We start from the raw sequence: 24,873 nt of genomic DNA on the forward strand, positions 1-24,873 counted from the left end.
CCAGCCGCCGCTGTTGAGGGCCTTGCCCACGTCCTTGCCGTCGTCCATGGCCTGGTCGACGATCTCGAAGTACTTTTTCTGCACCGCCTCGGCGTCCTTGGGCAGCGCGTGGTACCCCTCGCCAGGCTTGGCCCACAGGTCGGGCAGGGAACGGTCGAAGCCCATCAGCTTGTAGGCGTTGGTGCCGCGCAATTTGTCGTAGACCTTCAGGCCCAGCGTGGCGAAGTGCGAGCCGGTGCCGAGGAAGCCGAGGAAGTCGTTGGCGATGCCCAGGCGCTTCATCGGCGTATCCGCCAGCTTGCCGCCTTGCCCGGCGAGTTGGTAGACGATACGGCCCATGCCGATTGCGCCGCCCACAGAGCCGAGTACGCCGTTGTCCTTGAGGAAGTTGAGGTTCTTCACGAACGAACTGCGGTTCTCTTCGCTGAGGCCCGGCATGATCTCCTTGCTCACGGCCTTGTCGATGTCGCTGAAGCTGATCACGCCGTTTTTCTGCCAGGTGTCGCCGAGGGAAATCATCGCCTTGCCGAAATCGGCGGCGGCGTTTTTGTCCTTGAGCAGTTGGTCGACGAACTTCGAATACACACCCAGCGCCTGGCGCGGCAGGCCGTCGGCACTGCCCTTGAGCATCGACAGGATTGCCATGGTGTTGTCGGTGGTGGCCAGGGCGGTGTTGTCGTCGGAGATCTTGGTGGGATCGTCCATCAGCTTTTCAACGGCATCGGTGTAGCCGTCGATCTGCAGGTTTTGCAGGAAGTTGTCGGCCTTGGCCGGGTCGATATCGGCCAGGGCGGTGTAGGCGGTCTGGATTTCCTGGGTGGCCAGTTCGGTCTTGCCGCTGTCCTGCAGGGACTTGATGTACTGGGTGAAGTTCTCCGAGGAGGTGCTGTCGATCAGGCGCTGCCTGGTCTCATCGACCTTCGCCTGGCCGCCGTCGACCTTGCCCAGGGCTGCGTCGTGGTTGGCCTTGATGTCGTGCTGGATGGTCGAGTCGCCGAGCAGGTCGTTGATGGTCTGGTCGATGGCCTTGGTGTCGAAGATGTTGTCGCGTACATCCCGCGAGGTCACGTCGATGGGCGTGGTGGCGATGCCCTGGTTGCCGAAGCCGTGCTCGGGAATGATCGACATGCCGTTGTCGGCCATGCTCCTGGCTTCCACCGCCCGCAGGAACTTGGCGCGCGGGTCGTCCTTGCCGATGCTGCCGTCCTTGACCCCGGCGCGGTAGCTGTCCACCAGGGTCTTCATCGACAGGTCCTGCACCGACAGCGGGTTGCCGCTGTCATCTTTCTCGGTGGTGGTCAGGTTGTCGACGGAGACGTCCTTGAGGGGCGGCAGGCCGTTGTCGGTGCGCAGCTTGTCGACGTCGGTGGTTTGCGCGGCGATGTCGCTGCGGTAGCTGGAAATCTGCTCGAACATCTGTGGATTGCTGTCTTGCGACACCACGATTTTCTCTTCGCTGCCCCCCGGCTTGTGCTGGGTGAAGGCGATCAGGCCCGGGCCATAATCACCGGCGCCGCCGACGCTCATGATGTCTTCGGTGGAGGCCAGGTAAGCGTCCGGGGCGGCGAGGGTGTAGCCGTCGCCCTTGGCCTTTTCGATGCCGGCCAGGGTTTGGCCCTTGCTGGTGTAGGCGGCGAAGGCTTCGGGGGTGATGTCCTTGGACACCACCAGCAGTTTACCGTCGGCCTGGTTGACCACCAGGATGCCGTCCATGGGCGCGTCGACCTTGCTGATGTCGCCCAGCTTCAGGCTGGCCTCGTCCTTGCGCAGCAGTTCCTGGCCGGGCAGGGACTGGGCGTTCTTGATGTAGTCGAAGGCCTGCGAGCCTTCGCTGGCGTGCACGGCGTGGAGGAAGTTGTAGAAGGTGCCGCCCGCGTTGGGGTTGGGGTTGCTGAGGTCGGCGCCGGGCTGCGGCAGGTCGGCTTCGGACTTGCTGATCGCGTACTTGTGGCCCTGGTGTTCGAACAGGATCACTCCGGCGCTGCTGTCTTCGGACACCACTTTCAACTGGCTGAAATCGAGGTCGCCCGGCAGGCTGGTGACTTCTTCATAACCTTTGGATTTGCCGTCATTGAGGGCTTCCTTGGTCACCCCGGCCTGGGTGTAGGTGCTGAACGCCTGGGGCGTGAGCAATTCGGAAATGACCAGAGTCTTGCCGTTTTCAAGGCTGACCTTGAGGATGCCGTCTTCAGCCTTGCCCACGGATTTGATGTTGGCCAGGCGCACGCCGTCGCCGTCTTCGCGCAGCAGTTGCTGGTCGGGGTTCTTCAGGCTTTCGACGATGGCCTTGCCGGCCGGGGTGCCCTGGGTTTCGGCCAGGGTCTGGAGGAAGGTGTACAGCGGGGTGCCTTCGTCGGGCCCGCCCTGGTTGACCGGGGCTACGGCATGGCCGAAGCGCAGGTTTTTCAGCACGTCGAAACCGTCCTGGGCGTTGGCCGCGCCCTCGGCGCTGATCTTGTATTTGGCGCCGTCCTGTTCGAAGTAGATCACCCCGGCGTCCTTGTCTTCGGAAATGACCTTGAGCTTGTCGATGTCGAGCTTGGCCGGGAGGGCGGTGACTTCCTTGTAGTCCTCGGGCTTAAGGGTTTTGTCGCCCGGCCCGGTGCTGGCAAGGATTTTGGCTTTGTTCAGGACGGCGTCGAAAACCCGCTCGGGAGCGTTGGGTTGATCGACGCGGGGCGACGCGGATTTTTCGGGGCGGGTGATCATCGGTTCAGTCCATGTGAGGGGCGCACGAGGACTCGATAGTAGGGGCTGCAAGCGAGTGAAAACGGGTTCGTTGGCAACAAGTCACAAGCTTTCACAGGTGTGAAATTCACGTCCCGGGGTAGCGCGTCTCCATCACGACGGACAATGCATCCGGACGCCAGAATTCCTGGTCGAACTCCACCGGCTGGTCATCCTCGCCGAAGTTCAAGCGTTCCAGATACACGCTGGTGGAACCGGTGGACAATTGCAGCAACTCGGCCTGTTCTTCATTCACCGTGCCAATGTGCATCTCCAGCTCACACCGCGACAGCACCCGGGAAAACCGCTCCCGCAGCAGTTGGGTCAGCGAGGTATTCAGGTCAGCCTCCAGCAGCCCAGGGCACCAGCTGGCCAGCAGCGCGTTGAACTCCAGCAACACCGGCCGTCGGTCGATCCAGCGCCGCCGTTGCAGGAAAAACATCGGCTCATCCGCCGACGCGAGGCCCATCCGCCTGGCCAGCCAGTCGCCCGCGGGGCGCAGCTCTGCGTGCAGGCATTCGGTGCGCGGCGTACGGCCTTGGGCACTTACGTAATCCATGAAGCCGCTGATGCGCGTCGGGTCATAGCGGATGCGCCGGGGGCTGACAAACCAGCCGCGACGGTTTTCCCGGTACACCAGGCCTTCGGCTTCCAGCTGCTGCAAGGCCTGGCGCAAGGTGACCCGGGTGCAGCCGAAGCGCTCGATCATCTCCCGTTCGGACGGGAATTTCTCATCCGCCTGCGGCACACCCGCCGCGATATCGTGGGCGATCTGTTCGCGAATGCGCTGGTAGTGCGGTGAAATCGGGTCGAAAGGCATCCTGGGGTTCCGTGTGCAGGCCTGGCGTGGGCGTGACTCTACCGTTCCTGTTGGCGCAGGTCACCACCACTTCCATTTTCCCTGTTCTTTGAGCGTCGCAATGATCGCTTCGCGTTTGTGCCGGATCTCAAGCATTTTCTGGCGCATTTCCCGGCAGCGGTTGCTGTTGAGGATAAGCAAGCCCACCAGAGGGCCAAGAAGGGCCATGGAGTAGAGGTAGGTGTTGGGGCGGTAGGTGATGGCAGGGAGAGATATCAGCAGACAGACCAAATAGATCCCTACGTTTATCCAGACCCAATGAGGCCGCCCGTACACAACCTGAATCTGCGCCAGGGAAAACAATATGCTCACAGCCAATCCGCCAAAAAACCAATTACGTAACGTGCGATCTTCGAGGGCACTGTCAAGGTAGGTCACTAAAACCAGGATCCCCATCATTGCGATGGAAAAACATCCTGCAAGCATCCAGCTCGCAATGGTCGGCATATAGCGCTTCAGCAGTGGTCGCGGATCCTCAATGAAAAAAAATGAATAGTAGAGGTCTTTTCCGCTCATTGTTTTCCAGTCTTTAACGTCGCCGTTCACATTGCTCAGATCTTTTGTCTTTTTGCGTATGTTCACTGGCTGACCTCTTCATAGATTCCGATTGCCAGCGTCTTGACGTTTCCCGATACCGCGCTGCTGGTGAAACCCAGCGTTGCAGCCAAGGCGTCTCTGATGTGGTTGGTGGTCGCTTGCTGCATTTGCGTAGCACTGATGCGTTTGGTGGCAGCACCGGAAGCCTGTTTCAACTTGAGCAGTTTTGACGTCAGCCGCGGGTCCCGGATTTTGAGTAACTCATCATTCAGCTTGACCCGCTCTTGTCGGGTAAGGCCTTTCAGTACCTGTTGAATGGGTTTTCCGGTTACTTTCGTGGTGACCTGGATGGCCTTTACTGTGGTCAATGTCGACGTAGCGACTCCCAGCATAGCAACCCCATCCAGAGCAACGGTTACCGCTTCAAACCACGTGTTGTTGTCCAGGCGATCAAGAGCCTGTGGAGCGAATGCTTCAGCACCCGTCCGACCTAACCCGATAAGACATTGGACACTGCTGGCTGCGGTAGCGGCTTTGCCAATAAACGTAATCACCGCACTGGTCCCGGCCGTAAACGGCATCAGCGCAATCCCACTTGAAATCACCACCCAGCTCAGTATCGCTCCGGTGCACGTCATTGCCGTATTCAGCGCCTCGGCCATCCGTTTTGACTCCCGAGGTTCATGGGCCAGCATCCGCTTGAACTCTGAAGGCCCCACGTACCTGGGCGCCTCGCGCAATACCACCTTCTTGGGCACTACGCTGCAAATCGGCTTGAATTCGCGCAGGGTCACCACGTTGAACTGCTCATCGATGTACACCACACCGGCGCCGATCAGCGCCGGATCGCTGTCGATGGCGAAGAACAACCGGTGCAGGTCGAGGCTGCTTTCAATCCGTTGGCGGGTGGTGAGATGGGCTGAAGGGAATCCGTCTTTCAGCAGGGAGGCAGCCATTCCTTAACTCCTGGAGTTTGCGAGAGCCGAGAGAGTAGAGAGGGCGTGACGCAAATGAATGTAGGAGCGTTCGTCTTTTCAGGACAGGCGCTTCCTGATCCCTCTTGGGCGTCTTGTGATTACCACACCGCATAAGGAAGAGTGCGCCCCCTCGCCACTAACGGCGAAAACCAAGACAGGGAGTAAGCATGGCCACTGATATGTTTTTGAAACTGGGAGATATCAAGGGTGAGTCGCGGGACCAGACCCATCGCGACGAGATCGATATCGCCAACTGGGCATGGGGTTTATCTCAGGAGGGTTCCATGCATGCCGGCACCGGCGGTGGGGCGGGCAAGGTCGGCGTTGCCAACCTCAATCTCAAGAAAGCGCTGGATAAATCCAGCCCCAATCTGATGATGGCGTGTGCCAGTGGCAAGCATTATCCGGAGGCGCGTCTGGTGGTGCGCAAGGCTGGTGGTCCAAGCGCGGTGGAGTATTTGATCATCACCCTGAAGGAGGTGCTGGTGTGCGGCTACGACATCCGTACTGAAGATGACAGTGAACTACTTCAGGAAAGCATTGCCCTGAATTTTGCCAGTGTGGAAGTCAGCTACCAGGCGCAAAAAACCGACGGTGGCAAGGAAGGTGGCCCGGTAAAATTTGGCTGGAACATCCGGCAGAACGTCAAGATTTAAAGGGTGAAGCGGGCTTGGCCCGCTCACTCACTGCTCCTGTTGGCGCAGGTCACGCTGCCACGACACTAGCCCATACGCCGCCAACACCACAAACCCGGCATACAACGCGGCGGTAAGCTGCAGGTCCTTGTACACAAACAGCCCCACGTAGACCGTATCCAGCACGATCCACAGCCACCAGCTCACCACATACTTACGCGCCGCCCACAGGCTGGCCACCAGGCTGAAAGCGGTGAGCAGCGAGTCGAGCCACGGCAGTGCGGCATCGGTGAAGTGGTGCATGGCGGCGCCCAGCAGCAGCGCGCCGATCACCCCGGCGAGCAGGTGCCGCCATGCTTCCTGGACCGGCAGCCGTTCCACCCGCACCTTGCCCGCGTCGATGCGCCCGGTGCTCCAGCGCCACCAGCCGTAGCCCTGCAACACAGCGAAGACCAGTTGCAGGAGCATGTCGGAATACAGCTTCACGTCGAAGAAGATCCAGCCGTACAGCAACACCGCGACCACGCTGACCGGCCAGCACCAGCGCACCCGTCGGGCGGTGAGCCACACCCCGGCGATATTGAAGATCACAGCGACTATTTCCAGCGGCGTCATACAGTCCCCTCAGGGTCAGTTTTGCAGGTGCAGCGCCTGTTGCTTGAGCTGGCGCTTGCGTTCAAAGGGCAGTTTTTCCTGGTCGCCATACGGCGCGCTGTACCAGTTGCCGTAAGTCGGGTTGGGCAGCACGAACCAGCGCTGGCCGAGCCAGCCCAGGTAGGGTTCGGCGGCCTTGCGCTGGGCGTCCAGGGTGTTGTGTTCGGCCTGCACGAAATCCCCCAGGGAATCACCCGCCAGGATCAGCACGCGGGCGTGTTGGGCGACCCATTGGCGTCGGCAGTTCTTGCCGTAGCCGGCGTGTTCGCAGCCGCCAATGGGCGTGCCGGCAGCCAGTACCTGCTGCTCGCTGTCCACCGGAAAGCCCCGCAGGCGCAGGTTGTTGACGGTGGCCTGGACCTGGCTTTGCTCGCGGTTGGTGATGTAGTACACCGTGATGCCTTTGTGTTTGGCGGCCTGCAGGAACGTCACGGCGCCCGGCAGCGCCTGGGCCTTGGCCTGGTCGACCCAGGTGTTCCAGCGGTCGTAGGAGTAGACCTGGTTGTTGACGACGTCCCGGGCATTCAGCGGGATGTTGTCGAGCACGGTCTCGTCGATGTCGACGATCACCGCTGGCGGCAGCCCGGCCAGATTGCGCGGTGGCAAGGGCAGGGCGTCCCAGTCCGGGGTCTTGAGGGCCACGTCCAGTTGGCGAGTGGCGTTGGCGAACACCTGGCGGTAGATCAGCTCGTGCTCGATGGAGGTCTGGGTCCACAGCACCGCATCCAGCTGGTCGTTGGCGGGCGGTTGCTGCTGGCAGCCGACGAGGGCGGTGGAGAGCAGGCACACACTGGCAAAAATCAGATTACGCATGAACAGTCAGCCTCAAAAATTGACGGTGGCGGATAACCGCGCGGTGCGTGGCGCGCCCAGGAACAGGTAGCCATCGCCCGCCGATTCACCCACATCGCGCCAGTAGCGTTTGTCGAACAGGTTGTCGACGGTCAGGCGCAGCACAGTATCGTAATCACCGACTTTGGTGCTGTAGCGTCCGCCGACATCGAACACCGCATAGTCGTCGACCTTCACGCTGGCCTCGCGGTTCGCGTACTTGCTGCCGCTGTATTGCACGCCGCCGAGCAGGGCCAGGCCCTTGATCCCGGGAATGCTGTAGTCGCCGTGCAGGCTGGCGCGCAGCTTGGGTACGTTGATCGCCTGGTGGCCGTCGTAGTCGTCGGTGCCGCTGCCGCTCACCCGGGCGCGAATCGCCGCCACGCTGGCCGACACTTGCAGGTTATCGGTCACTCGGCCGTTGGCAGAGAGTTCCAGACCCACGTTCTTCTGCTTGCCTTGCTGCACAAAGGTGAGGGTGCCGTCATCGTTGGGCCGGTTGTATTGCAGGTCCTGGGTGATCTGGAACAGCGCGGCGGTCAGGCTCAGGCGCTGGAAGTCACGCTTGATCCCCACTTCCAGCTGGCGCGAGGTGGTCGGCGGCAATACCTCATCGGCGTTGCTGCTGAACCATGCCGCGGTGCCGCCCAGGGACAGGCCCTTGCTGTAGCTGGCGTACAGGGTGGTGTCCGGGCGCGGCTTGTAGATCAGCGCCACCTGGGGCAGGAATACGCTGCGCTGGGTATGGCGGGTGGTGTCGCCGGCCTGGTCGTAGGTTTCTTCGTCGAGGCGCACCTGGCGCCCGCCGAGAATGGTTTGCCACTGCTCGTTGAAGCTGATGCGGTCGCTGGCGAACAGCCCGTATTGGCGGCTGTCCAGGCGCCGGTAGGTATGGCCCAGCGGCCCCTCGTAGGGGTCAAGCACCGGCAGCTTTTCGTAGATATTGCCCTCGCCGATGTATTCGTTGACTGATTCACGCCGGTCCACCAGGCGGCGCAAGGCAGTGGTGCCGAAGGTCAGGTCATGCTTGAGAAAACCGGTGTCGAACTGGCCGTTGAGGGCGGCCTGGGCTTCTTCGTTGCTGCGGGTGTCGTCGGGGCTGCGGTAGTCCGAGATGTCGTAGTCACCCTCGGCGCTGAAGTGGTTGGGCACTGCGGTGTTGGCGCAACTGGCGGCGCCGTAGCAACCCCAGGCGAAGGTGCTGTAGTCGTCGATCACCACGCGGCTGCGGGAGGCGCTGAAGCTGGCTTTCCAGGCCTCGTTGAAGCGGTATTCGAACAGGCCGTCGAGGTTCAGCGACTTGATGCCCACCGGGTTCGACCAGCTCTGGTAGCCCAGCAGATCCCGTGGCGACACGTTGTGGGGCACGGTGGTGCCGCCGAGCAATTGGTATCCGGGCACCGAGCGTTGCTCGCGGTTCTGGTATTCGGCGTTCAGTTGCAGCAGGGCGTTGGGGCTGATGTTCCAGTCGAGGGCCAGCGAGGCAAAATCCCGCTGGCCGTCGGCGTGGTCGACGTAGGAACGGATGTCTTCGTGGGCCAGGTTGACCCGCACCCCCACCTGCTGCTCGGCACCGAGCCAGCCGCCGACGTCGGTGGCCAGGTAGCGCTCGCCGTGTTCGTTGGTGGAGACAGTCACCGAGCGCACGTTCTCCGGGCGCTTGCTTACGTAGTTGATCAAGCCGCCGGGTTCGGACACGCCGCTTTGCAGCCCGGACAAGCCCTTGAGCACTTCCACTTGCTGCTTGTTTTCCAGTGCGACGTTCTGTTCGCCGGTGATGGTGCGACCGTTGATCTTGTAGCTGCTGGCCGGGTTCAACGAGAAACCGCGCACCACGAAATTCTCGTAGTAACCCACCGGCGCATAGCTGTCGCCGACCGAGGCGTCGTTCTTCAATACTTCACTGAGCAGGCGGGCTTGCTGGTCTTTCAGGCGAGCCTCGGTGATCACCGCCACCGAGGCCGGGGTGTCCAGCAGCGTGGCGTTATCGAAGCCGGCGACAGCGGCCTTTTTCGCCTGGTAGTCGGTGGCCTGTTCACCGACTACGGTGACGGTGTCCAGGGTCGCGTCCTGGGCGTGGGCGGCCATGGCGGCGAGGGTGATGCTCAGGGCGAGCAGGGTGTGACGGTACGGTGTTGCCATAAAAGGAGCGCTCCAAGGGCCTGCCCGCTGGCGCCTCGCGCTTTATTGGGCGCAAAGGGGCCCAGCGCTGCGCAACGGACGGGTTGCCAGTACGAAATTAAAAAGCCGGGGTCGCCGCAAAGGGCGTCAGGCCGGAGCTGCTCCGGTAGTCATTGGTAAGCGTGCGTCGGCGGCCCATTCCTGCAGCGAGCCGTCGTAGAGTGCGAGGTCCTGGCGACCCAGCAGGGTCAGGGCCAGGGCGTTGGCCGCCGCGGAAATTCCGCCGCCGCAGTACAGAATCAATGGACCGTCACTGTGCAGCAGCGTGGGTCCGATAGCCACGGCCAGGGCGTCCTTGGGCAGGTAGCGACCCTGTGCATCAAACAGCGTGCGTGCCGGCAGGTTGTGGCTGCCGGGAATGTGCCCGCGCCGGGCGTAGCGGGTGGCTGCGGTGCCGTCGAACAAGGCGCTGCCCAACGCGCAGACGAGTACGCCGGGTGCTTGTCCTGCGGCCACCGCCTCAACGCCTGCGCGGTCGATCCACAGTGGTGCGTAGGTGCTGATCGGCCAGGGTTCGACGACGGGTGTGTTTGCAGGCTGCCCGCTGTGCTGCGGTAACCCCGCCCGTTGCCAGGCGTTGAAACCACCGTCCAGCACGCCGGCGTGAATGCCCAGCCCGCGCAGCATCCACCACAGGCGTGCGGCCCAGAAACCGTCGGCGCGATCGTAGATCACCACGTTGCTGCCGGCGCCTGCACCCAGATTCGCCAGTGCCTGAATCAGGGCTTGTGGTGTTGGCAGGGCGAAGCTGTAGCTCGCTTGAACGTCGGCCAGATCGGTCAGCAAATCGGCATGCCGTGCGCCGGGGATATGTGCGTGCAGCCAACCGGCATGACCGCTGGCGACCCGGTAATCACCGTCAAAACGCGGGGACGGCAGGACGACGGTGGCGTCCAGTATCACCAGCCCGGGCTCCCCGAGGTGGGCATGCAGCCAATCGGTATCGACCAGGATACTCATACGGATTTTCGCCGCAGGTGGTTGAGCAATCGTTGCCCCTGGGCACCGGCAAACCACTGCAGATGGCCCAGCAGGTAGGCGTGATAGGCCACGTCGGCACTGCGGGTGGAACCCACTACGCCTTGGTAGTACGCGATTTCGGACAGGGCAAAATCCACGTGCACCAACGGCAGCAGGGCGCTCAGGGTGTGCAGGTCCTGGGCGCTCAATGGCCGGCCCCGGTGATAGCCGGTGAGCAATGCGTCGACGCTGTCGAGGTCCGCTGCTGCCAGGCCACCGCTGTCCAGGTCCAGCCAGGGCACGGTGTTGCGTTCGATGGCGGTCGCCAGGTCGTAGAGGGCGAAGGTGCGGTCGGCGAGGCCGAAGTCCAGCACGCTGGCGACGTTGCCGTCTGCATGCCACAGCAGGTTCGAGGCGTGCCAGTCGTTATGGGTCCAGAGCGCCGGTTGTTGGTGCAGCAAGGGTTGCAGGGGCGCGTGCCAGGGCAACAGCAACTCGGCCAGCCGTGCGTGCCAATCCTTGTCGGCGAGGTACTCGGTCAGCGCCGGGGTATTGGCGATCGCGGCCAGTGGCGCGGGTTGTTCGATCACCCGGGCGTTGGCCAGCAGCACTTCTGTTTGACGGCGGGGTGCGCTGTAGTGCTCGGCTGCCAGGTGCAATCGAGCCAGCGCCACACCCGCCGCCTGCGCATGTTGAGTGCTTTGGAAGGGCGACCACGACAGCGCATCGCGGTACAGGTCAAGGCCCTCGGCGACATGGTGAATCTCGTAGGTCCATTCACCTTGCGCCGTGGCCGTTGCACCGAGGCGGTTCGACACCACTGCGGCAACCGGTGCGCCGTGGCGATGCAGGTGGGCGATCAGGCGGTGTTCTTCTTCCAGCCATGCGGCTTGGCGCACGTGCCGGTGATGCCGTTTGACGAACAGGGTGGCGCTGCCGGTATTGATCAGCCCGGCAGCGGAGAACGGTCGCGGGCTGTGCCAATGCAAACTGCGCAGTTGACCCAGTTGCGGGTACTCGTGCAGCAGCTGTTGGATATCTGCTTCGTGCAGCGCTGGCCAGTCGGCAGCTACCGGATCAAGCCCCAGGCCATGGGCGGTGCGTTGTGGATTCATGCCGTCGCCCCGGGCAGATAGGCGTTGCTGGTTGCCCCTTGCCACACCTGCGGATTGTCGAGCACCGCGTGCTCGTGCAGCCACTCGGCATAAGGTTTCAGCAGCGCCTGGCGTTGCTCGCCCCAACGACCGTCGTGCAGCCAGGTCGGAGCGATTTTGTGCAGGGATGCGCTGAGCAATTCCGCCGGGAAATACGGTGTAGTGTGCTCATAGGCCGCCAGCGCGATGGCTGGCTCTTCGGCCACGGCGAGATAGCCACGGGCAGTGGCCGCGAGGAAATCACGCACCAACCCGGGCTGCTCGGCGAGGGTTTGTTCGTGGGCGCCCAACAGGTAGCTGTGATACGCCGGTGCGCCAATCTGATCCACCGGCAACACCACCCGGCGTTCTGCTTCGATGGGGCTGTGCATCAACGCTTCCCAGGCCCAGTAGCCGCCGAAACTGGCATCGGCGATGCCTTCGGCCAACTGTTCGGGCCGCAACTCACGTACGCCGCTGTCCACCAGGATCACGCCATCAGGGTCGCCACCGTCGTTGCTCACCAGGTGACGCACCATCGCCAAACCCCGTGGCGTGGGGTTGAGCGCCAGGCGCTTGCCCACCAGGTCTCGTGGGCGGCGGATACCGGAGTCGGTCAGGGTTTGAATCGACTCAAGGCCCGCATGATTGATCGCCGCGATGCCTTGCAGGGCTTGCCCCTGGCCGCGCCGGACCAGCAGGCGGTTGCTGGGGAAAATGCCGAAGTCCGCCGCGCCGGTCAGCAGGTGCTCAAGGGTGTCGCCACGGTAGGGGTCGTGCACCACCAACTCCACATCCAGGCCCAGCTCGGCGTACCAGCCGCGTTCCCGCGCCAGGTACAAACCCGCCGAATTCGGCCAGGGATGAAAGTACTCCAGCATTACCTTTACCGACACCATCGCTTGCTTCTCCAGCCTGCAGTCTTTTGATGGGGGCGATTTATAAGGGAGCAATCTGGTATATACCAATATCGTTTATTGCTATGGATATAACCGGGACCAAAAAAAACCGCGGCCCAAGCCGCGGTTTTTTACTCATCGCCTGGGTCAATCGGCAACGATGGCGTACGTTTCGATTTCGACTTTCTGCCAGGGGCGCAGCATCGAATCCACCTGAATCAGGCTGCTGGCCGGGCGAATAGCGTCGAACACCTCGCTGTGTGCCTTGGCGACGGAGGCGGCATCGTTGATATCCCGCAGGTAGACCACGGTGCGCACTACGTCTTCAGGGCCCATGCCCGCCTCGGCCAACACCTTGTTGACGGTGACGAGAATGGCCTGGGCCTGTTCGTAAGCATTGCTGTGTTCGTAATCGGGTGAGGCGCAGGTGCCGGAGATGTGCAGGTGGTTGCCCACGCGAACGGCGCGGGAATAACCGAACACGTTTTCGTACTGACCGCCCGAGGAAATAGTTTGCCGCGCTGTGGTTTTACTGGTCATGGTGGTTCTCATGTTGGGAGGGGTTTACCGGTGGAGTCCTTGACGAACAGGATCGAAATCAGGCCGACCACGGCACCGCCGATCAGGTACCAGGCGGGAATCATCTGGTTGCCGGTGATCGATATCAGCCAGGTATTGATCAGCGGGGCCGTGCCTCCGAACAGCGAGACCGCGACGTTGTAGCTCAAGGCGAGGGCGCTGTAGCGCACGCGGGCCTTGAACAGCGAAGTCATGGTGGCCGGCATCGCTCCTTCAAAAAACAACTGGGCGAGGGTCAGGATCAGCAGGGCGGCCAGCAGCAACCCGACACTCTGGGTATGCAGCAGCATGAAGCAGGGGAACGCCATGACGATCAGCAGCACGCAGCCGGTAATGATCATCCGGTTCCGGCCCAGTCGGTCGGCCAGCAAGCCTGAAACCGGGATCAACACCAGCATGAACAGCGTCGCGGCCATCCCCAGGTTCCTGGCGAACGTATTGCTGTACCCGAGTACGTTTTCCAGATAACCCGGGATGTACCCGAGGATGATGTAGTAGGTCACGTTGAACACGGTGACCAGGCCCATGCATTGCAGGATTTTCGGCCATTCGTTGACCAGTAAGCTGAACAGGCTGGGTTCGGCGCCCGTCGCCTTTCGCAGTTTTTCGTTGGCCTGGATTTCCTTGAACACTGGTGTTTCTTCCAGGCCAAGGCGCAAGTAGAGGGCGATCAGGCCGAGCAGGCCGCCAATCGCAAAGGGCACGCGCCAGCCCCAGTCCTGCATGGCTTGTTCGCCCAGGCCCAGGGTAAACAGGCTGACCACTGCACCGCCCAGCAGGAACCCGGAGATATTGCCGAATTCCAGCCAACTGGTGAAAAAGCTGCGTCGCTCGTCCGGCGAATGCTCGGCGATGAACGTGCAGGAGCCGCCGTACTCGCCACCCGCCGACAGGCCCTGGAGCAGACGCATGAGAATCAACAGGACGGGCGCAAACAGGCCGATGCTCGCGTAACTCGGGATCAAGGCAATGGCGAAGGTTGCGACGGCCATCAGCGTGATGCTCAGCGACAGCGCCGTGCGCCGGCCAAACTTGTCGCCAATGGGACCGAATACCAGGCTGCCCAGTGGCCGAATCAGGAAGCCCGCCGCGAAGGTGGCGTAGATCGCCATCAACTGGGTGGTCGGGTTGTCGTTGTGGAAGAACGTCTTGCCGATGATGCCGGCGAGAGAGGAGTAGAGCGCAAAGTCGAACCATTCGACCATATTGCCCAGTGTCACGCCGACGACCGCTTTGGTCAGCCGTTTGCGTGAGGGTTCAGCCGATGCACGGTCGGCGGGAAACCCTTGATGAATCGAGGAAGCGTGAACTTCGCCCATGATATTGCCCTCTGGAATAATTGTAGTGAGGCAGCAGTCAATAGGGAGTGGCAGGCCCACGTCTGATGCGCGGGGCCTGCGGAGGCTGGGGTCATCGCATATACACGCCCCCGGCGATGCACAATGATTCGCCTGTTATGTAGGAGGGTTTGGCGCTCAGTTGCCAGACCCAGTCGGCGATTTCTTCGACCCGCGCGGCGCGTTTCAAGGGGATCGATTCGATGGCGGCCTCGATGCGCCCGCCGGCACGGGTGCCTTCGGTGTCCACCCAGCCCGGGGCCAGTGCGTTGACCACAATATTGTCGCCGGCCAGTTCGATGGCCAGGGAGCGGGTCATCGACACCACAGCAGCCTTGGAGGCGCTGTAGAGCAACTGGTTTTTCGACACGGTGAACGCATCCACCGAGGCGAAGAACACGATAGCGCCTCCGCCGGCGGCTTTCAGGTGACGGGTGCCGATACGTGCGATGTTCAGTGAGCCCAGCACGTTGATGTCGAATATCTTGCGGTACAGCGCTTCGCTGAAGCTATCCAGGGATGACGTGGGAAAGATCCCCGCCGCATTCACTACGGCTCGCAGCGGTGCCTTGCCGTCCAGGGCGGCATCGAGGGTACGGGCCAGTGTGGCCTCCTGGGTGATGTCGCCGACCACTGGCGAAAACAAGGGGCTCGCCGGCTGTGTGCTGGGTGTTACGTCCACAGCGACGACGTGCCAGCCTTCAGCCTGAAAGCGCTGTGCGACGGCCTGGCCCATGCCCGAGGAAGTCCCGGTAACGATAACGCTGGAGTGCGGTGCAGTGTTCATAAGGGCTATCCGATCAGGCGTATTGAGGAAGAGGGGTGCCGGGTTGCAGAGCCAGTTCCAGCACATCCAGTTGGCGCTGGGTGTCCTGGTAGTTGCTCAGCCATTCGCGCTTGACGATATCGATGCGTGAGTCGGCCGGCTGCAACTGGGCAAACTTCGCCGCCAGGCCTTGCATGCCACGCTCGCGCAGGGTGAGAAAGCGCATCACTAGCCGGGTCTGCTCGCAATACACCGGCCATTGCGGGCCACGTGGGGCGCCCAGGCCGATGTAGAACAGGCCTTCCAGGTTGGTCGGCAAGGTCATCGCGGCGGTCCGCAGCGGAACACCGTCGCGCCATTGCAGCAGGCGTTCATCGAGGAACGGCAGGCGCGTGTTGAAACCGGTAGCCCAGACGATGGTGTCGTAATCGACCTGGCTGCCATCGGTGAACGTGACAGTCTTGCCCTGGATGTTCTCGATACCCGGTGCGACCTTGATTCGGCCGTGCTGGATCCAGTACAGCAGCAAGGTGTTGACCACCGGCGGTTGCGCATCCAGGTCGTAGGTATCCGGCGCCGGTAGCCCGGGGTAATTCTTGTGGGTGCCGACGCTGGCCATGATCAGTATGTTCATGAGCATGTTCTGCTGTTCTGGCGGCAATTGCCCCAGCAGCGGCAGCTCGCCCCGGGGCAGGCCGAACAGGGTCTTGGGCTGGAACAGCTGGCCGCGTCGGATCGCAATGGTGGTGTCCAGGCGAGCCTGGGCGGCATCCACTGCGAGGTCGCATCCGGAGTTGCCAAACCCCACCACCAGCACCTTGCCTTGCACCTGCTGCACGTTGCGGTATTCGCCGGAGTGAATCGACACGCCGGTGAACCCCTTGCTTACTTGCGGGATCTTGCAATCCCACAGGTGACCGTTGGCCACCAGCACGCCGCTGTAGTGTTTGTGGGTGCCGTCTGCCAGGGTCACCTGCCAGCCCGCTTCGCCGTTCTCGTCCAGGGGCTTCAGGCTGCGCACTTCGGTGTTGAAGGTGATCTTTTCGCGCAGGCCGAAGGTGTCGGTGTAGGCGTTCATGTACGCCTTGACCTGATCGCGGCTCGGGTACACCGGATAGTCAGCGGGCATCGGGAACCCGTCAAAGAAGGAACTGCTCTTGGGGGTGATCAGGTGCAAGGCATCGTAGTCGCTGTTCCAGTGACCGCCGATGTTCGCGGACTTTTCGAAGCAGTCCACCTCGAAACCGGCATCGGTCATGGTCTTCAGCGCCGCCAGCCCTGCGGCCCCGGCACCAATGATGCAGTAGTGATTGGACATGCTGGCTCCCCATTCAAGCGCCTGTTGTGGCGTCGGTGGCTGGAGTATCCCGCTCGGCAAGAGGTGGATGAATGGGCTAAGTCATGTGTTTCCTATAGGTGATCCCTATGGCTAGAGCGTCTCCAGGTGCGCATACAGGTTCTGGATGCGGCTCAAGTGGCTGCGCATCAGGTTGATCAGCACCCGGGTGGGCGGCGAAATAGGCGTGTCGTGGCGATGGATAAAGCCGAATACCTCGAAGATCGCCGGGCTGATCGGCACCCAGCCCAAGCGATCATTGAAGCCCAGCTGATGCAGGATCGGGCGCGTGGCAATCACATCGCCGAGCCCGCGCGCAGCCAGCTCGAAGCCGGTGATCTGGTGCTCCACTTCGATGATCGGGTCCAGCACCTCGCCGCCCTTGGACGCCAATTGCCCCAACAACCGGCGAATCGGGTCGGCGGTGCGCCAGCGCGCCTCGGTGAGAATCAACGGTGCCACCGCCAGGTCGCTGATGGTTTTCGGGCCCTTGAGTCGCTCCGGGTCGGCACTGATATAGCCGACCTGGGCCGACCAGACCGGCTCGCTGACGGTCAGGTTCTGCTGCTTGATCGGCAGCATCACCAGCCCCGCTTCAATTTCGCCCTGGCTCACCAGCTCGGCGATTTCCGAGGAGTTATAGCCGACGATCTTGATCCGCATATCCGGGTGCTGGGTGCGGAACTGCTCGATCAGGTCCGTGAGGAAATAGTGGTGGGCGGTGCCGAAGGTGCCAAAACTGGCCACGCCACCGGACAGTTCACGCACAGCCTGCACCGCTTCATAGCCCTGGCGTGCTGACGTCACCATGCCTTGTGCAAATGGCTGCAGGCGGCGTCCGGCTTCGGTGAGCATCAGTCGGCGATTGGTGCGGATGAACACGTGGGTACCCAGGTGCTCCTCCAGCCGCAGGATCTGCTCGGACAATGAGGGTTGGGAAATATGCAGGCTTTCCGCCGCCTTGGAGAACGTACCGTGCTCGATGGCGGCGAGAAAGTAGTTGAGCTGTTGTAAGGTCATCGCGCTGAACCGTTACCTGTTTGGCTCAACATGACACAGATCAAAGCTGTCGCGAAGAATCAATCACGCCACACGGGCATGCCATGTTCGTCAATTGTCCAGTGCGGGTGGCGCGGTCGCAGGCAGACGCCACCTACCCAGCGTTCTTCCGTTGCATGATCCGGCCAGTAGGCTGCGCCGTTCAGAACCTGGCGACCCAGCGCAGTCAGCGCCAACACCCGCTGCGGCCATTGCAATTGGGCCCCGGACTCGATCAACAGGGGATTCTCGCCATCGATCAACGGCCGCATCAGCGCATGAAACATCATGTCTCCCAGGTACGGCAGCGGTTCACGCTTGCCCATCAGCTCGGCGAACACCCGGCCAAACGGCACCGGCCCGGCCTCATCCACGTAGTGCAGGGACAGGCGCTCGGTCAGTGACAAACCGTCCCGCACACCCGGTAACTCCTGCAACTGCCGACGCAACGCCGGGGCCAGCAAGGGCAGGGCTGTATGGTTGCTCTGGGCCAGTTCCGCCAGCTTGACCGGCGAACTGTCGCAGTACGCCAGCCAGGCCTGCCGCGCCAGCTTCAGCATGTCCTCATCGACCCGCCGACGCTGCGGCCACAGCCACGCCAATACTTCAGGCGCCAGTTGGCCGATGCCGATAAAACGCTGCACGCCGGGGATACGATCGACTTCGATCAACTCCAGTTTTTCAGGCAGATGCTCAAGCCCAGCCAGCGCGCGAATCAGGAACAACTGATCGTATGCATCCGCCTCACACCACAACACGCTGTGGCCGGCGCTGCCCAGTTGTTCAAGATGGTGATATTCGTCCGCATGCCGGCGCGCCACTTCGGCCTCATCCATGGCAAACACCTGGCTGATATAGCGGCTGCGAACGGCCTGGTATTGCTCGGCAGGCAGGTCCTGCACCGGGCCCATGCACAATGGGTCAATCAGCATCCGGAAGCGGCCCTTGAACCCCGCCACGCCCAGGCTGTGGGCGATATCGTTGCCGCAGCGCCAGTGGGTGGTGCGGGCTTCATCGCTGGCGTCGAAACCTGGATGGCGGGCGGCAAAATCCACCGCATCGACGTGGGCCTTGAGCTTGGGCCAGCTGGGAAAACCGAGTTCCTTGGCGATCGACCATTGGGCATCGGATAAGGTCGGGGTTGCGGCGGCATCGGCGCTTTTCAGGCGCTGCAAAAGTTCCTTGGCGCGCTTGCGCTGCTGCTCAAGGTTGATACGGCCGTTAGTGGACGAGAATGATTGCGACATACGATCTCCTTGTACAAACCTTGTCCGCTTTAAGGTTGGGAGTCGTAGAAATGTGATATTCAGTCAAGGTCTTGGGCGCAGCCCTTTCCGCGGATGGTGGCGTAGATGGCGCCAGGCGGGAAATATAGGCAGTGCAATGATTGATTGCAAGCCGCCCGGTGGATCGCGCCGGGGTTTTGCACAGGAGACGTTCATGAAAGTTGGTGTGATTTCCGATACCCACGGCTTGCTCCGTGCCGAGGCCCTGGCGGCCCTGGAAGGGTGCGAGCAGATTGTTCACGCCGGGGACATCGGTAGCCCGGAGATCCTTGAGTTGCTGGCTTCGATTGCGCCATTGCATGTGGTGCGCGGCAATAACGACCTCGATGCCGCGTGGGCAGAGCATTTGGCTGACCGGCTGGATTTTGACTTGAACGGCTGGCGGGCGTTGCTGGTGCATGACATTGCCGATGTGCCGAAGGAGCTTGATCCGGGCATCCGGCTGGTGATCACTGGCCACTCTCACAAACCATTGATCGAGTGGCACGGCGAGCGGCTGTTTCTCAACCCTGGCAGTGCAGGGCGGCGACGTTTCAAGTTGCCGGTGACCCTGGCGTTGCTTGAGGTGCGCGAGAAATCCATCAAGCCGCGCCTGGTGTCGCTGGAGCCCAAGCGCTGAAGAACGCTGAGGCGAGGGGGCTTGTTGTGGTGAGGGAGCTGCTGTGGTGAGGGAGCTTGCTGTGGCGAGGGAGCTTGCTCCCGCTGGGCTGCGCAGCAGCCCCAAGAAATTAACGGTGTTTTTTCAGGTGTATCGCAGTGGCTTTATTGGGGCCGCTTCGCCGCCCAGCGGGAGCAAGCTCCCTCGCCACGGGGGACGTGCCCTGTCTTACCATTGCGTCTGAATCAGGAACAAGGATCATCAACGCCATGAGCGTATTAGTCGAAACCCGGGCGCTCACGCGGATGGACGAGCGCCGCCAGCTGCAACTGCTGCAGCCCACGAACTTCCAGCTGCACCGCGCCGACCGCCTATCCATCACCGGTTCATCCGGCTCCGGCAAAAGTGTATTCCTTCGGGCACTCGCCTTGCTCGACGCGCCGACCTCAGGGGATATCCTCTGGAACGGGCAGCCCATCGCCAACGCGCAAGTCCCGCAGTATCGCAGTCGCATCAGCTACCTCTCCCAACGCCCGGCGCTGATCGAAGGCACGGTGGAAGACAACTTGCGTTTCCCCTACAGCCTCAAGGCCTTGCATCACCTGAGTTTCGACCCGCAGGCCGTCAAGGCGCTGCTGGCCCACGCGGGCAAGGAGTCGGGCTTTCTGGCAAAAAATGCCGGGGATTTATCCGGTGGTGAGTCCCAGGTGGTGTCACTGATCCGTACCCTGCAACTCAATCCCGATGTGCTGTTGCTGGACGAACCTACCGCCGCTCTCGACCCGGCATCGTCCGGGGAGGTCGAGGCGTTGATCAGTGCCTGGGCCGAAGCGGATAGCGCTCACGCCTATATCTGGGTGTCCCACGACCTTGAGCAGGCGCAACGCATGAGCACCACACATTTGCATATGGACGCCGGCGTGCTGACGGGGGCCGTGCAGCCATGAATTATCACGACCTCACGGCACTGGACATGGCCATCGCCTCCTCGCTGATCCTGATCAACGGTGCGCTGTCGCTGTTGTTGCGGCTGGGGCTGGAGCGTCAGCTGTTCTGGGCGGCTGTGCGCACGGTGGTGCAGTTGTTGGCGATCGGTTACCTGCTGGGCTGGGTCTTTGAATTTGCCTACTGGTATGTGGTGCTGCCGCTGATGTGCCTGATGACTCTGATCGCCGGGCTCTCGGCTGCAGGGCGTGGGAAGCGGACCTATGCGGGGCAGCGGGCCGACAGTATTGTGTCGGTGTGGGGCAGTTCCTGGTTGGTGACGGCTGTTGGCCTGTTCGCGATTATCCGGATTCACCCGTGGTACGAGCCGCAGTATGCGATTCCGATCCTTGGGATGATTCTGGGTAATACGCTTACCGGGGTGTCTCTGGGGATTGAGCGTATGACTCAGGAGCTGACCTCCGGCCGCAATACCATCGAGATGATTCTGGCCCTCGGTGGTTCACGCTGGGAGGCGGCGCAGGATGCGATTCGCCAGGCTGTGCGGGCCGGGATGATTCCGACGTTGAACCAGATGACGGTGGTGGGGATTGTGAGCTTGCCGGGGATGATGACTGGCCAGGTGCTGGCCGGGGAAAGTCCGGTGGACGCGGTACGTTATCAGATTGTGATTATGTTTTTGATCGCTGCGTCGTCGGCGTTGGGCACGGTAGGTGCGGTGTTGCTGACCTACCGTCGACTGTTTTCAGCCAGCCATCGTTTCCTGCGGTTCAGGCTCGAAGAGCGGGTGTAGCGCAGGCGCTATCGGATCCCCAAAATGCACCGCAACCCTGTGGGAGCTGTCGAGATCCGGTTCAATCACCCACACCAAAATCCAGCAACACCTTCATCGCCTGGCTCTTGTCCGCCGCCAGTTCAAACGCCTGCACCGCCTCGCTGAACGGCACGGTGTGGGAGATCACCGGACGCACATCAATCACCTGGCGATTGAGCAAATCCACCGCCTGGGCAAACTCCGAATGGAAGCGGAAGGTGCCCCGCAAGTCGATCTCCCTGCTCACCAGCATATTCAACGGCAGCGAGACCTCGCCACCCAGACCGACCGTCACCAGCACGCTGCGCGGGGCCATGCACTCCAGGCCGTTGCGCAGGGCCTGGGCGCTGCCGGAGACTTCGAACATCACGTCGAAGTAGCCTTTTCCGGCGGTATACCGCTTCAACGCGTCGGCGTCTTCCGCCAGGTTATGAGTACGGCTGGCGCCCATTTTTTCGGCGCAGGCCAAGGGCCCGGCAGCCAGGTCCACCGCAACAATTTCCCTCGCGCCCGCTGCCCGCAGGCTGCCGATCAACAGGTTGCCGATGGGCCCGCACCCGGTGACCAATACCCGTTTGCCGAACACCACCCCGGCACGCTGGATGGCATGCAAACCCACAGACAACGGTTCAGCCATTGCACCCTCGGCAAGGCTCACATGATCGGCCAACGGGTGCGCCTGGTGCGTTTCGATCACCAGGCTTTGTTGAAACGCACCCTGCACGTGAGGGAAGGGCATCGCGCTGCCGTAGAAACGCATGTTCAGGCAATGGTTCGGCAGCCCTTGATGGCAATAACGGCAACGCCCGCAAGGCCGCGACGGCGAGACCGACAAGCGTTGGCCAATCTTGAACGGCCCGTCTTCACGGCCCACCGCCTCGATCACCGCCGACACTTCGTGGCCGAGCACCATCGGCTCGCGCAACCGCACGGTGCCGAAGCCGCCGTGCTGGTAGTAATGAAGGTCCGAGCCGCAGATCCCGCCCCGGGCAATGCGCACCCGCAGTTGGTCGGGCGTCAGTGCCTGGGGTTCGGTTTGCGGTTCTACCCGCAGGTCTTTCGAGGCATGGCAGACAATCGCGTGCATGAAATTCTCCAGGTTACAGCGAGGCGGTGATGCCACCGTCCACGTACAGGATATGACCGTTGACGAAACTTGCCGCGTCGCTGGCAAGGAAAACCGCAGCGCCCGCCAGTTCGGCGACGTCACCCCAGCGCCGGCTCGGTGTGCGCTGCACCAGCCAGTCGCTGAATTCGGGGTTGGCCACCAGGTTGGCGTTCAGTTCGGTCTTGAAATAGCCGGGGCCGATGCCATTGACCGTCAGCCCGTGGGGGCCCCAGTCGATGGCCATGCCTTTGGTGAGCATTTTCAGCGCACCTTTGCTGGCGGCATACGGGGCGATGCCCGGGCGCCCCAGTTCGCTTTGCACCGAGCAGATATTGATGATGCGCCCCCGCTTGCGCGGGATCATCGCCCGGGCCACGGCCTGGCCGACCAGGAAGGCGCTGTCCAGGTTGGTGCTCATCAACTCGCGCCAGTGGGTTTCGCTGTAGTCCTCCAGCGGCCCGCGACGTTGCATGCCCGCGTTGTTGACTAGGATGTCCAGCGGGCCCAGGCGCTCTTCGATCTCCGCCACGGCGGCCAACACCGCCGCGCCGTCGGTGACATCGAACGCCTGGGTGTGCACCTCCAGGCCTTCCGCCGCCAGCAACGCGGCACTGTCACGCAAGGTGCTGCGGTTGCGCCCGTTGAGCACTACCCGTGCGCCAGCCTGGGCCAGGCCACGGGCGATGGCCAGGCCGATGCCGGCGCTGGAGCCGGTGATCAAGGCCAGGCGGCCATCGAGGCGGAAACTGTCTAAAACACGCTGCATGGGGCGATCTCCGAAGACTGAGACAGGTGATCAACACTATCAATCCGAGTGCGGGGCGCCGCTCTCATTGTTATACGTCAAACCCTGTCATATCGTGCATCACGGGCCTTACTTCAGCGCAGCCCGGGCCCGGCGTCCAATTTTCATTTGTGATGGGGTGATCAATAACCGTGATAACCGGAGCCAACCTGATGGAACTCAAGCACCTGCGTGCCTTTGTCGTGCTCGCCCAGGAACTGCATTTCGGCCGGGCGGCCGCGCAGCTGTCGATCGTGCAACCGGCGCTGAGCATGCAGATCAAACTGCTCGAAAGCGGCCTGGGCGTGCGCCTGCTCGACCGCAACCGGCACTCGGTCACACTGACGGAAGCCGGGCGGGTGTTTCTGCCGGAAGCCCTCGCCACCCTGCACCAGGCTGCCCGCGCCGCCGATGCCGCCCGGGCTTCGAACCGCGGGGAGATCGGCCGGGTGCGCCTGGGATTTGTCTCGTCGGTATTGCCGCAATTGCTGCCGGGGTTGATTCGTGCGGTGCACCAGCGCTACCCGCGAATTGAACTGGAGCTCAAGGACATGCCCGGCCCGGATCAGGCGGCTGCGTTGAAAAACGGCCAGCTGGATTTCGGCCTGATGCGTTTGCCGGCGGCCTATCCCGGCGTGCAGACCCTTGAGGTGCTGCAGGAAAGCTTCGTGGTCGCCTTGCCCGGCGAGCATCCGTTGGCGACCCAGGAAACCATTCAGCCGACGGACTTGCTCAAGGTGCCGGTGTTCATCCTGGCCCGGCGTTATGCACCGGGTTTCTACGATGAATTCGTGCAGGCGATGGGCGTGCCGCTGGAGATCGCCTCCGAACTCGGCGAGTTCACCACCATGCTGGCGCTGGTCTCGGCCGGGCTGGGTGTGGGTGTGTTGCCGCTGCAGGCGGCCCGGGCGCTGCCGGCCAATTGCGTGTCCAGGCACCTGGCGTTGGGGGCGTTCCGGGCCAGGACCGGCCTGGCGTGGACCGAACTCGACAGCCCGGTGAAAACCACCCTGTTCAACCTGATCGACGAGTTGTTTGGTGATTGATTGTTTCATCCGGTGAAATGCTGGATTGTAAAAACTGGCTATTCTGCTGCGTGCCGTAGCGGTGGAACATAAGCGTTATCGACCCGATCACCGGGTCGAGTCCCTGGCACATCGCGGAGCCCGTCATGATCAAACTGTACCGTTACCCCTTGTCTGGCCATTCCCACCGGGTTGAGTTGATGCTGTCGCTGCTGGGCGTGCCCGCTGAGCGGGTGCACGTCGATCTGAAGCAAGGCGCGCACAAAACCCCTGAGTTCCTGGCCACCCTCAACAGCTTCGGCCAGGTGCCGGTGATCGATGATAACGGCGTGGTGCTGGCGGACTCCAACGCGATCCTGGTGTACCTCGCCGGCCAATATGGCACCGCCCAGTGGCTGCCGACCGAGCCTTTGGCCCAGGCCCGTGTGCAGCGTTGGCTCTCGGCTGCGGCAGGACCACTGCACACCGGGCCGGCTGCGGCGCGATTGATCACTGTGTTCGGTGCCGCGCTGGATGCCGAGGCGACCATCAGCCGCTCCCACGCATTCCTCAAAGTGGTAGAGCACCAGTTGGAGCAGAGCCGTTTTCTCACCGGTGACCTGCCGACGATTGCCGATATCGCGCACTACACCTACATCGCCCATGCGCCGGAGGGGAATGTCGCGCTGGACGACTATCCGCAGGTTCGCGCCTGGCTGGGCAGTATCGAGGCGCTGCAGGGGTTTGTGGGTATGCAACGAACCGCTGTGGGCCTGGCGAAGGTTTGAAGATTTTGTGGCGAGGGAGCTTGCTCCCGCTGGACCGGGCTGGCGCGCCAGTGCGCAGCGCTCCCAGGATTTTGGGGCCGCTACGCTGCCCAGCGGG

24 protein-coding genes are annotated in these 24,873 nt (G+C 62.3%); 6 read left to right on the forward strand and 18 right to left on the reverse strand.

The genetic code is table 11. The features are described 5' to 3' along the window. The 4 genes from HX786_RS25600 to HX786_RS25615 all read right to left on the reverse strand — a co-directional run. The coding region (locus HX786_RS25600) for a hypothetical protein (protein ID WP_178912758.1) at positions 1-2,709 on the reverse strand (2,709 nt) is incomplete at its 3' end. Between the two features lie 106 nt (positions 2,710-2,815). Beyond that, positions 2,816-3,547 carry a UTRA domain-containing protein gene (locus HX786_RS25605; protein ID WP_177023005.1) on the reverse strand — a complete coding sequence of 244 codons (732 nt, stop codon included), beginning with the start codon at positions 3,545-3,547 and terminating at the stop codon, positions 2,816-2,818. A gap of 60 nt (positions 3,548-3,607) precedes the next feature. Further along, the gene (locus HX786_RS25610; RefSeq protein ID WP_178912759.1) at positions 3,608-4,168 is read right to left on the reverse strand and encodes a hypothetical protein; all 561 of its coding nucleotides are present in this window, start codon (positions 4,166-4,168) and stop codon (positions 3,608-3,610) included. Next, entirely contained in the window at positions 4,165-5,079 is a 915-nt protein-coding gene (locus HX786_RS25615; protein WP_178912760.1) for an NAD synthetase, read from the reverse strand. Before HX786_RS25615 ends, HX786_RS25610 begins: the two co-directional genes overlap by 4 nt. A gap of 188 nt (positions 5,080-5,267) precedes the next feature. Between HX786_RS25615 and HX786_RS25620 the strand changes: the two genes are divergently transcribed. Next, positions 5,268-5,756 carry a type VI secretion system tube protein Hcp gene (locus HX786_RS25620; RefSeq protein ID WP_087692551.1) on the forward strand — a complete coding sequence of 163 codons (489 nt, stop codon included), beginning with the start codon at positions 5,268-5,270 and terminating at the stop codon, positions 5,754-5,756. 27 nt (positions 5,757-5,783) lie between these two features. Here the strand turns inward: HX786_RS25620 and pnuC are convergent, their stop codons facing one another. From pnuC to HX786_RS25680, 12 genes are all read right to left on the reverse strand, one after another. Next, positions 5,784-6,350, reverse strand: coding sequence for a nicotinamide riboside transporter PnuC (gene pnuC / locus HX786_RS25625; RefSeq protein WP_003208301.1), 567 nt, complete (start codon positions 6,348-6,350; stop codon positions 5,784-5,786). 15 nt (positions 6,351-6,365) lie between these two features. Next, positions 6,366-7,202 (reverse strand): 5'-nucleotidase, lipoprotein e(P4) family, encoded by an 837-nt coding sequence (locus HX786_RS25630; protein WP_003208300.1) that lies wholly within the window; start codon positions 7,200-7,202, stop codon positions 6,366-6,368. Between the two features lie 12 nt (positions 7,203-7,214). Continuing rightward, positions 7,215-9,362, reverse strand: coding sequence for a TonB-dependent siderophore receptor (locus tag HX786_RS25635; RefSeq protein ID WP_178912761.1), 2,148 nt, complete (start codon positions 9,360-9,362; stop codon positions 7,215-7,217). Positions 9,363-9,488: 126 nt separating this feature from the next. Next, entirely contained in the window at positions 9,489-10,361 is an 873-nt protein-coding gene (locus HX786_RS25640; protein WP_177009723.1) for a sulfurtransferase, read from the reverse strand. Then, the gene (locus tag HX786_RS25645) at positions 10,358-11,476 is read right to left on the reverse strand and encodes a phosphotransferase (RefSeq protein WP_178912762.1); all 1,119 of its coding nucleotides are present in this window, start codon (positions 11,474-11,476) and stop codon (positions 10,358-10,360) included. The genes HX786_RS25640 and HX786_RS25645 overlap by 4 nt, the downstream gene beginning before the upstream one ends. Continuing rightward, on the reverse strand, positions 11,473-12,393 hold the full coding sequence (locus HX786_RS25650; protein WP_102369481.1) for an ABC transporter substrate-binding protein: 921 nt from the start codon (positions 12,391-12,393) through the stop codon (positions 11,473-11,475). The genes HX786_RS25645 and HX786_RS25650 overlap by 4 nt, the downstream gene beginning before the upstream one ends. 147 nt (positions 12,394-12,540) lie before the next feature. Beyond that, positions 12,541-12,933: a Rid family hydrolase gene (locus tag HX786_RS25655; RefSeq protein ID WP_003208292.1), complete on the reverse strand. Its 393-nt coding sequence runs from the start codon at positions 12,931-12,933 to the stop codon at positions 12,541-12,543. An 8-nt stretch (positions 12,934-12,941) separates the two neighbouring features. Beyond that, on the reverse strand, positions 12,942-14,291 hold the full coding sequence (locus tag HX786_RS25660) for an MFS transporter (protein WP_008433139.1): 1,350 nt from the start codon (positions 14,289-14,291) through the stop codon (positions 12,942-12,944). 91 nt (positions 14,292-14,382) lie between these two features. Beyond that, entirely contained in the window at positions 14,383-15,096 is a 714-nt protein-coding gene (locus tag HX786_RS25665) for an SDR family NAD(P)-dependent oxidoreductase (RefSeq protein WP_003208289.1), read from the reverse strand. 13 nt (positions 15,097-15,109) lie between these two features. Continuing rightward, positions 15,110-16,393, reverse strand: coding sequence for an NAD(P)/FAD-dependent oxidoreductase (locus tag HX786_RS25670; protein ID WP_178912763.1), 1,284 nt, complete (start codon positions 16,391-16,393; stop codon positions 15,110-15,112). A gap of 111 nt (positions 16,394-16,504) precedes the next feature. Then, positions 16,505-17,431 carry a LysR family transcriptional regulator gene (locus HX786_RS25675; RefSeq protein WP_003208286.1) on the reverse strand — a complete coding sequence of 309 codons (927 nt, stop codon included), beginning with the start codon at positions 17,429-17,431 and terminating at the stop codon, positions 16,505-16,507. Positions 17,432-17,490: 59 nt separating this feature from the next. Beyond that, entirely contained in the window at positions 17,491-18,696 is a 1,206-nt protein-coding gene (locus HX786_RS25680; RefSeq protein ID WP_178912764.1) for a DUF1835 domain-containing protein, read from the reverse strand. A 193-nt stretch (positions 18,697-18,889) separates the two neighbouring features. Here HX786_RS25680 and HX786_RS25685 point away from each other — a divergent pair, with 193 nt between their 5' ends. The 3 genes from HX786_RS25685 (at position 18,890) to fetB (ending at position 21,071) form a co-directional block, all read left to right on the forward strand. Continuing rightward, positions 18,890-19,354, forward strand: coding sequence for a metallophosphoesterase family protein (locus HX786_RS25685; protein ID WP_003208282.1), 465 nt, complete (start codon positions 18,890-18,892; stop codon positions 19,352-19,354). Between the two features lie 248 nt (positions 19,355-19,602). Beyond that, a complete protein-coding gene (locus HX786_RS25690) occupies positions 19,603-20,280 on the forward strand; it encodes an ATP-binding cassette domain-containing protein (protein WP_003208280.1) in 678 nt (225 codons plus the stop codon). After that, positions 20,277-21,071 carry an iron export ABC transporter permease subunit FetB gene (gene fetB / locus HX786_RS25695; RefSeq protein WP_177070331.1) on the forward strand — a complete coding sequence of 265 codons (795 nt, stop codon included), beginning with the start codon at positions 20,277-20,279 and terminating at the stop codon, positions 21,069-21,071. The genes HX786_RS25690 and fetB overlap by 4 nt, the downstream gene beginning before the upstream one ends. A 61-nt stretch (positions 21,072-21,132) precedes the next feature. Here fetB and HX786_RS25700 read toward each other — a convergent pair whose 3' ends face one another. Together HX786_RS25700 and HX786_RS25705 are read right to left on the reverse strand one after the other, a co-directional pair. Next, complete coding sequence (locus HX786_RS25700) at positions 21,133-22,179, reverse strand: L-idonate 5-dehydrogenase (RefSeq protein ID WP_178912765.1); 1,047 nt, start codon at positions 22,177-22,179, stop codon at positions 21,133-21,135. A gap of 13 nt (positions 22,180-22,192) precedes the next feature. Then, entirely contained in the window at positions 22,193-22,966 is a 774-nt protein-coding gene (locus HX786_RS25705; RefSeq protein WP_087692542.1) for a glucose 1-dehydrogenase, read from the reverse strand. A 191-nt stretch (positions 22,967-23,157) separates the two neighbouring features. Between HX786_RS25705 and HX786_RS25710 the strand changes: the two genes are divergently transcribed. Together HX786_RS25710 and HX786_RS25715 are read left to right on the forward strand one after the other, a co-directional pair. After that, positions 23,158-24,030, forward strand: coding sequence for a LysR family transcriptional regulator (locus HX786_RS25710; RefSeq protein WP_003208273.1), 873 nt, complete (start codon positions 23,158-23,160; stop codon positions 24,028-24,030). A gap of 125 nt (positions 24,031-24,155) precedes the next feature. Further along, entirely contained in the window at positions 24,156-24,776 is a 621-nt protein-coding gene (locus HX786_RS25715) for a glutathione S-transferase family protein (RefSeq protein ID WP_087692541.1), read from the forward strand. Positions 24,777-24,873: the final 97 nt, after the last annotated feature.

Origin of the sequence: Pseudomonas sp. 21615526, assembly GCF_013386245.1 — a bacterium.
GTDB lineage: Bacteria > Pseudomonadota > Gammaproteobacteria > Pseudomonadales > Pseudomonadaceae > Aquipseudomonas.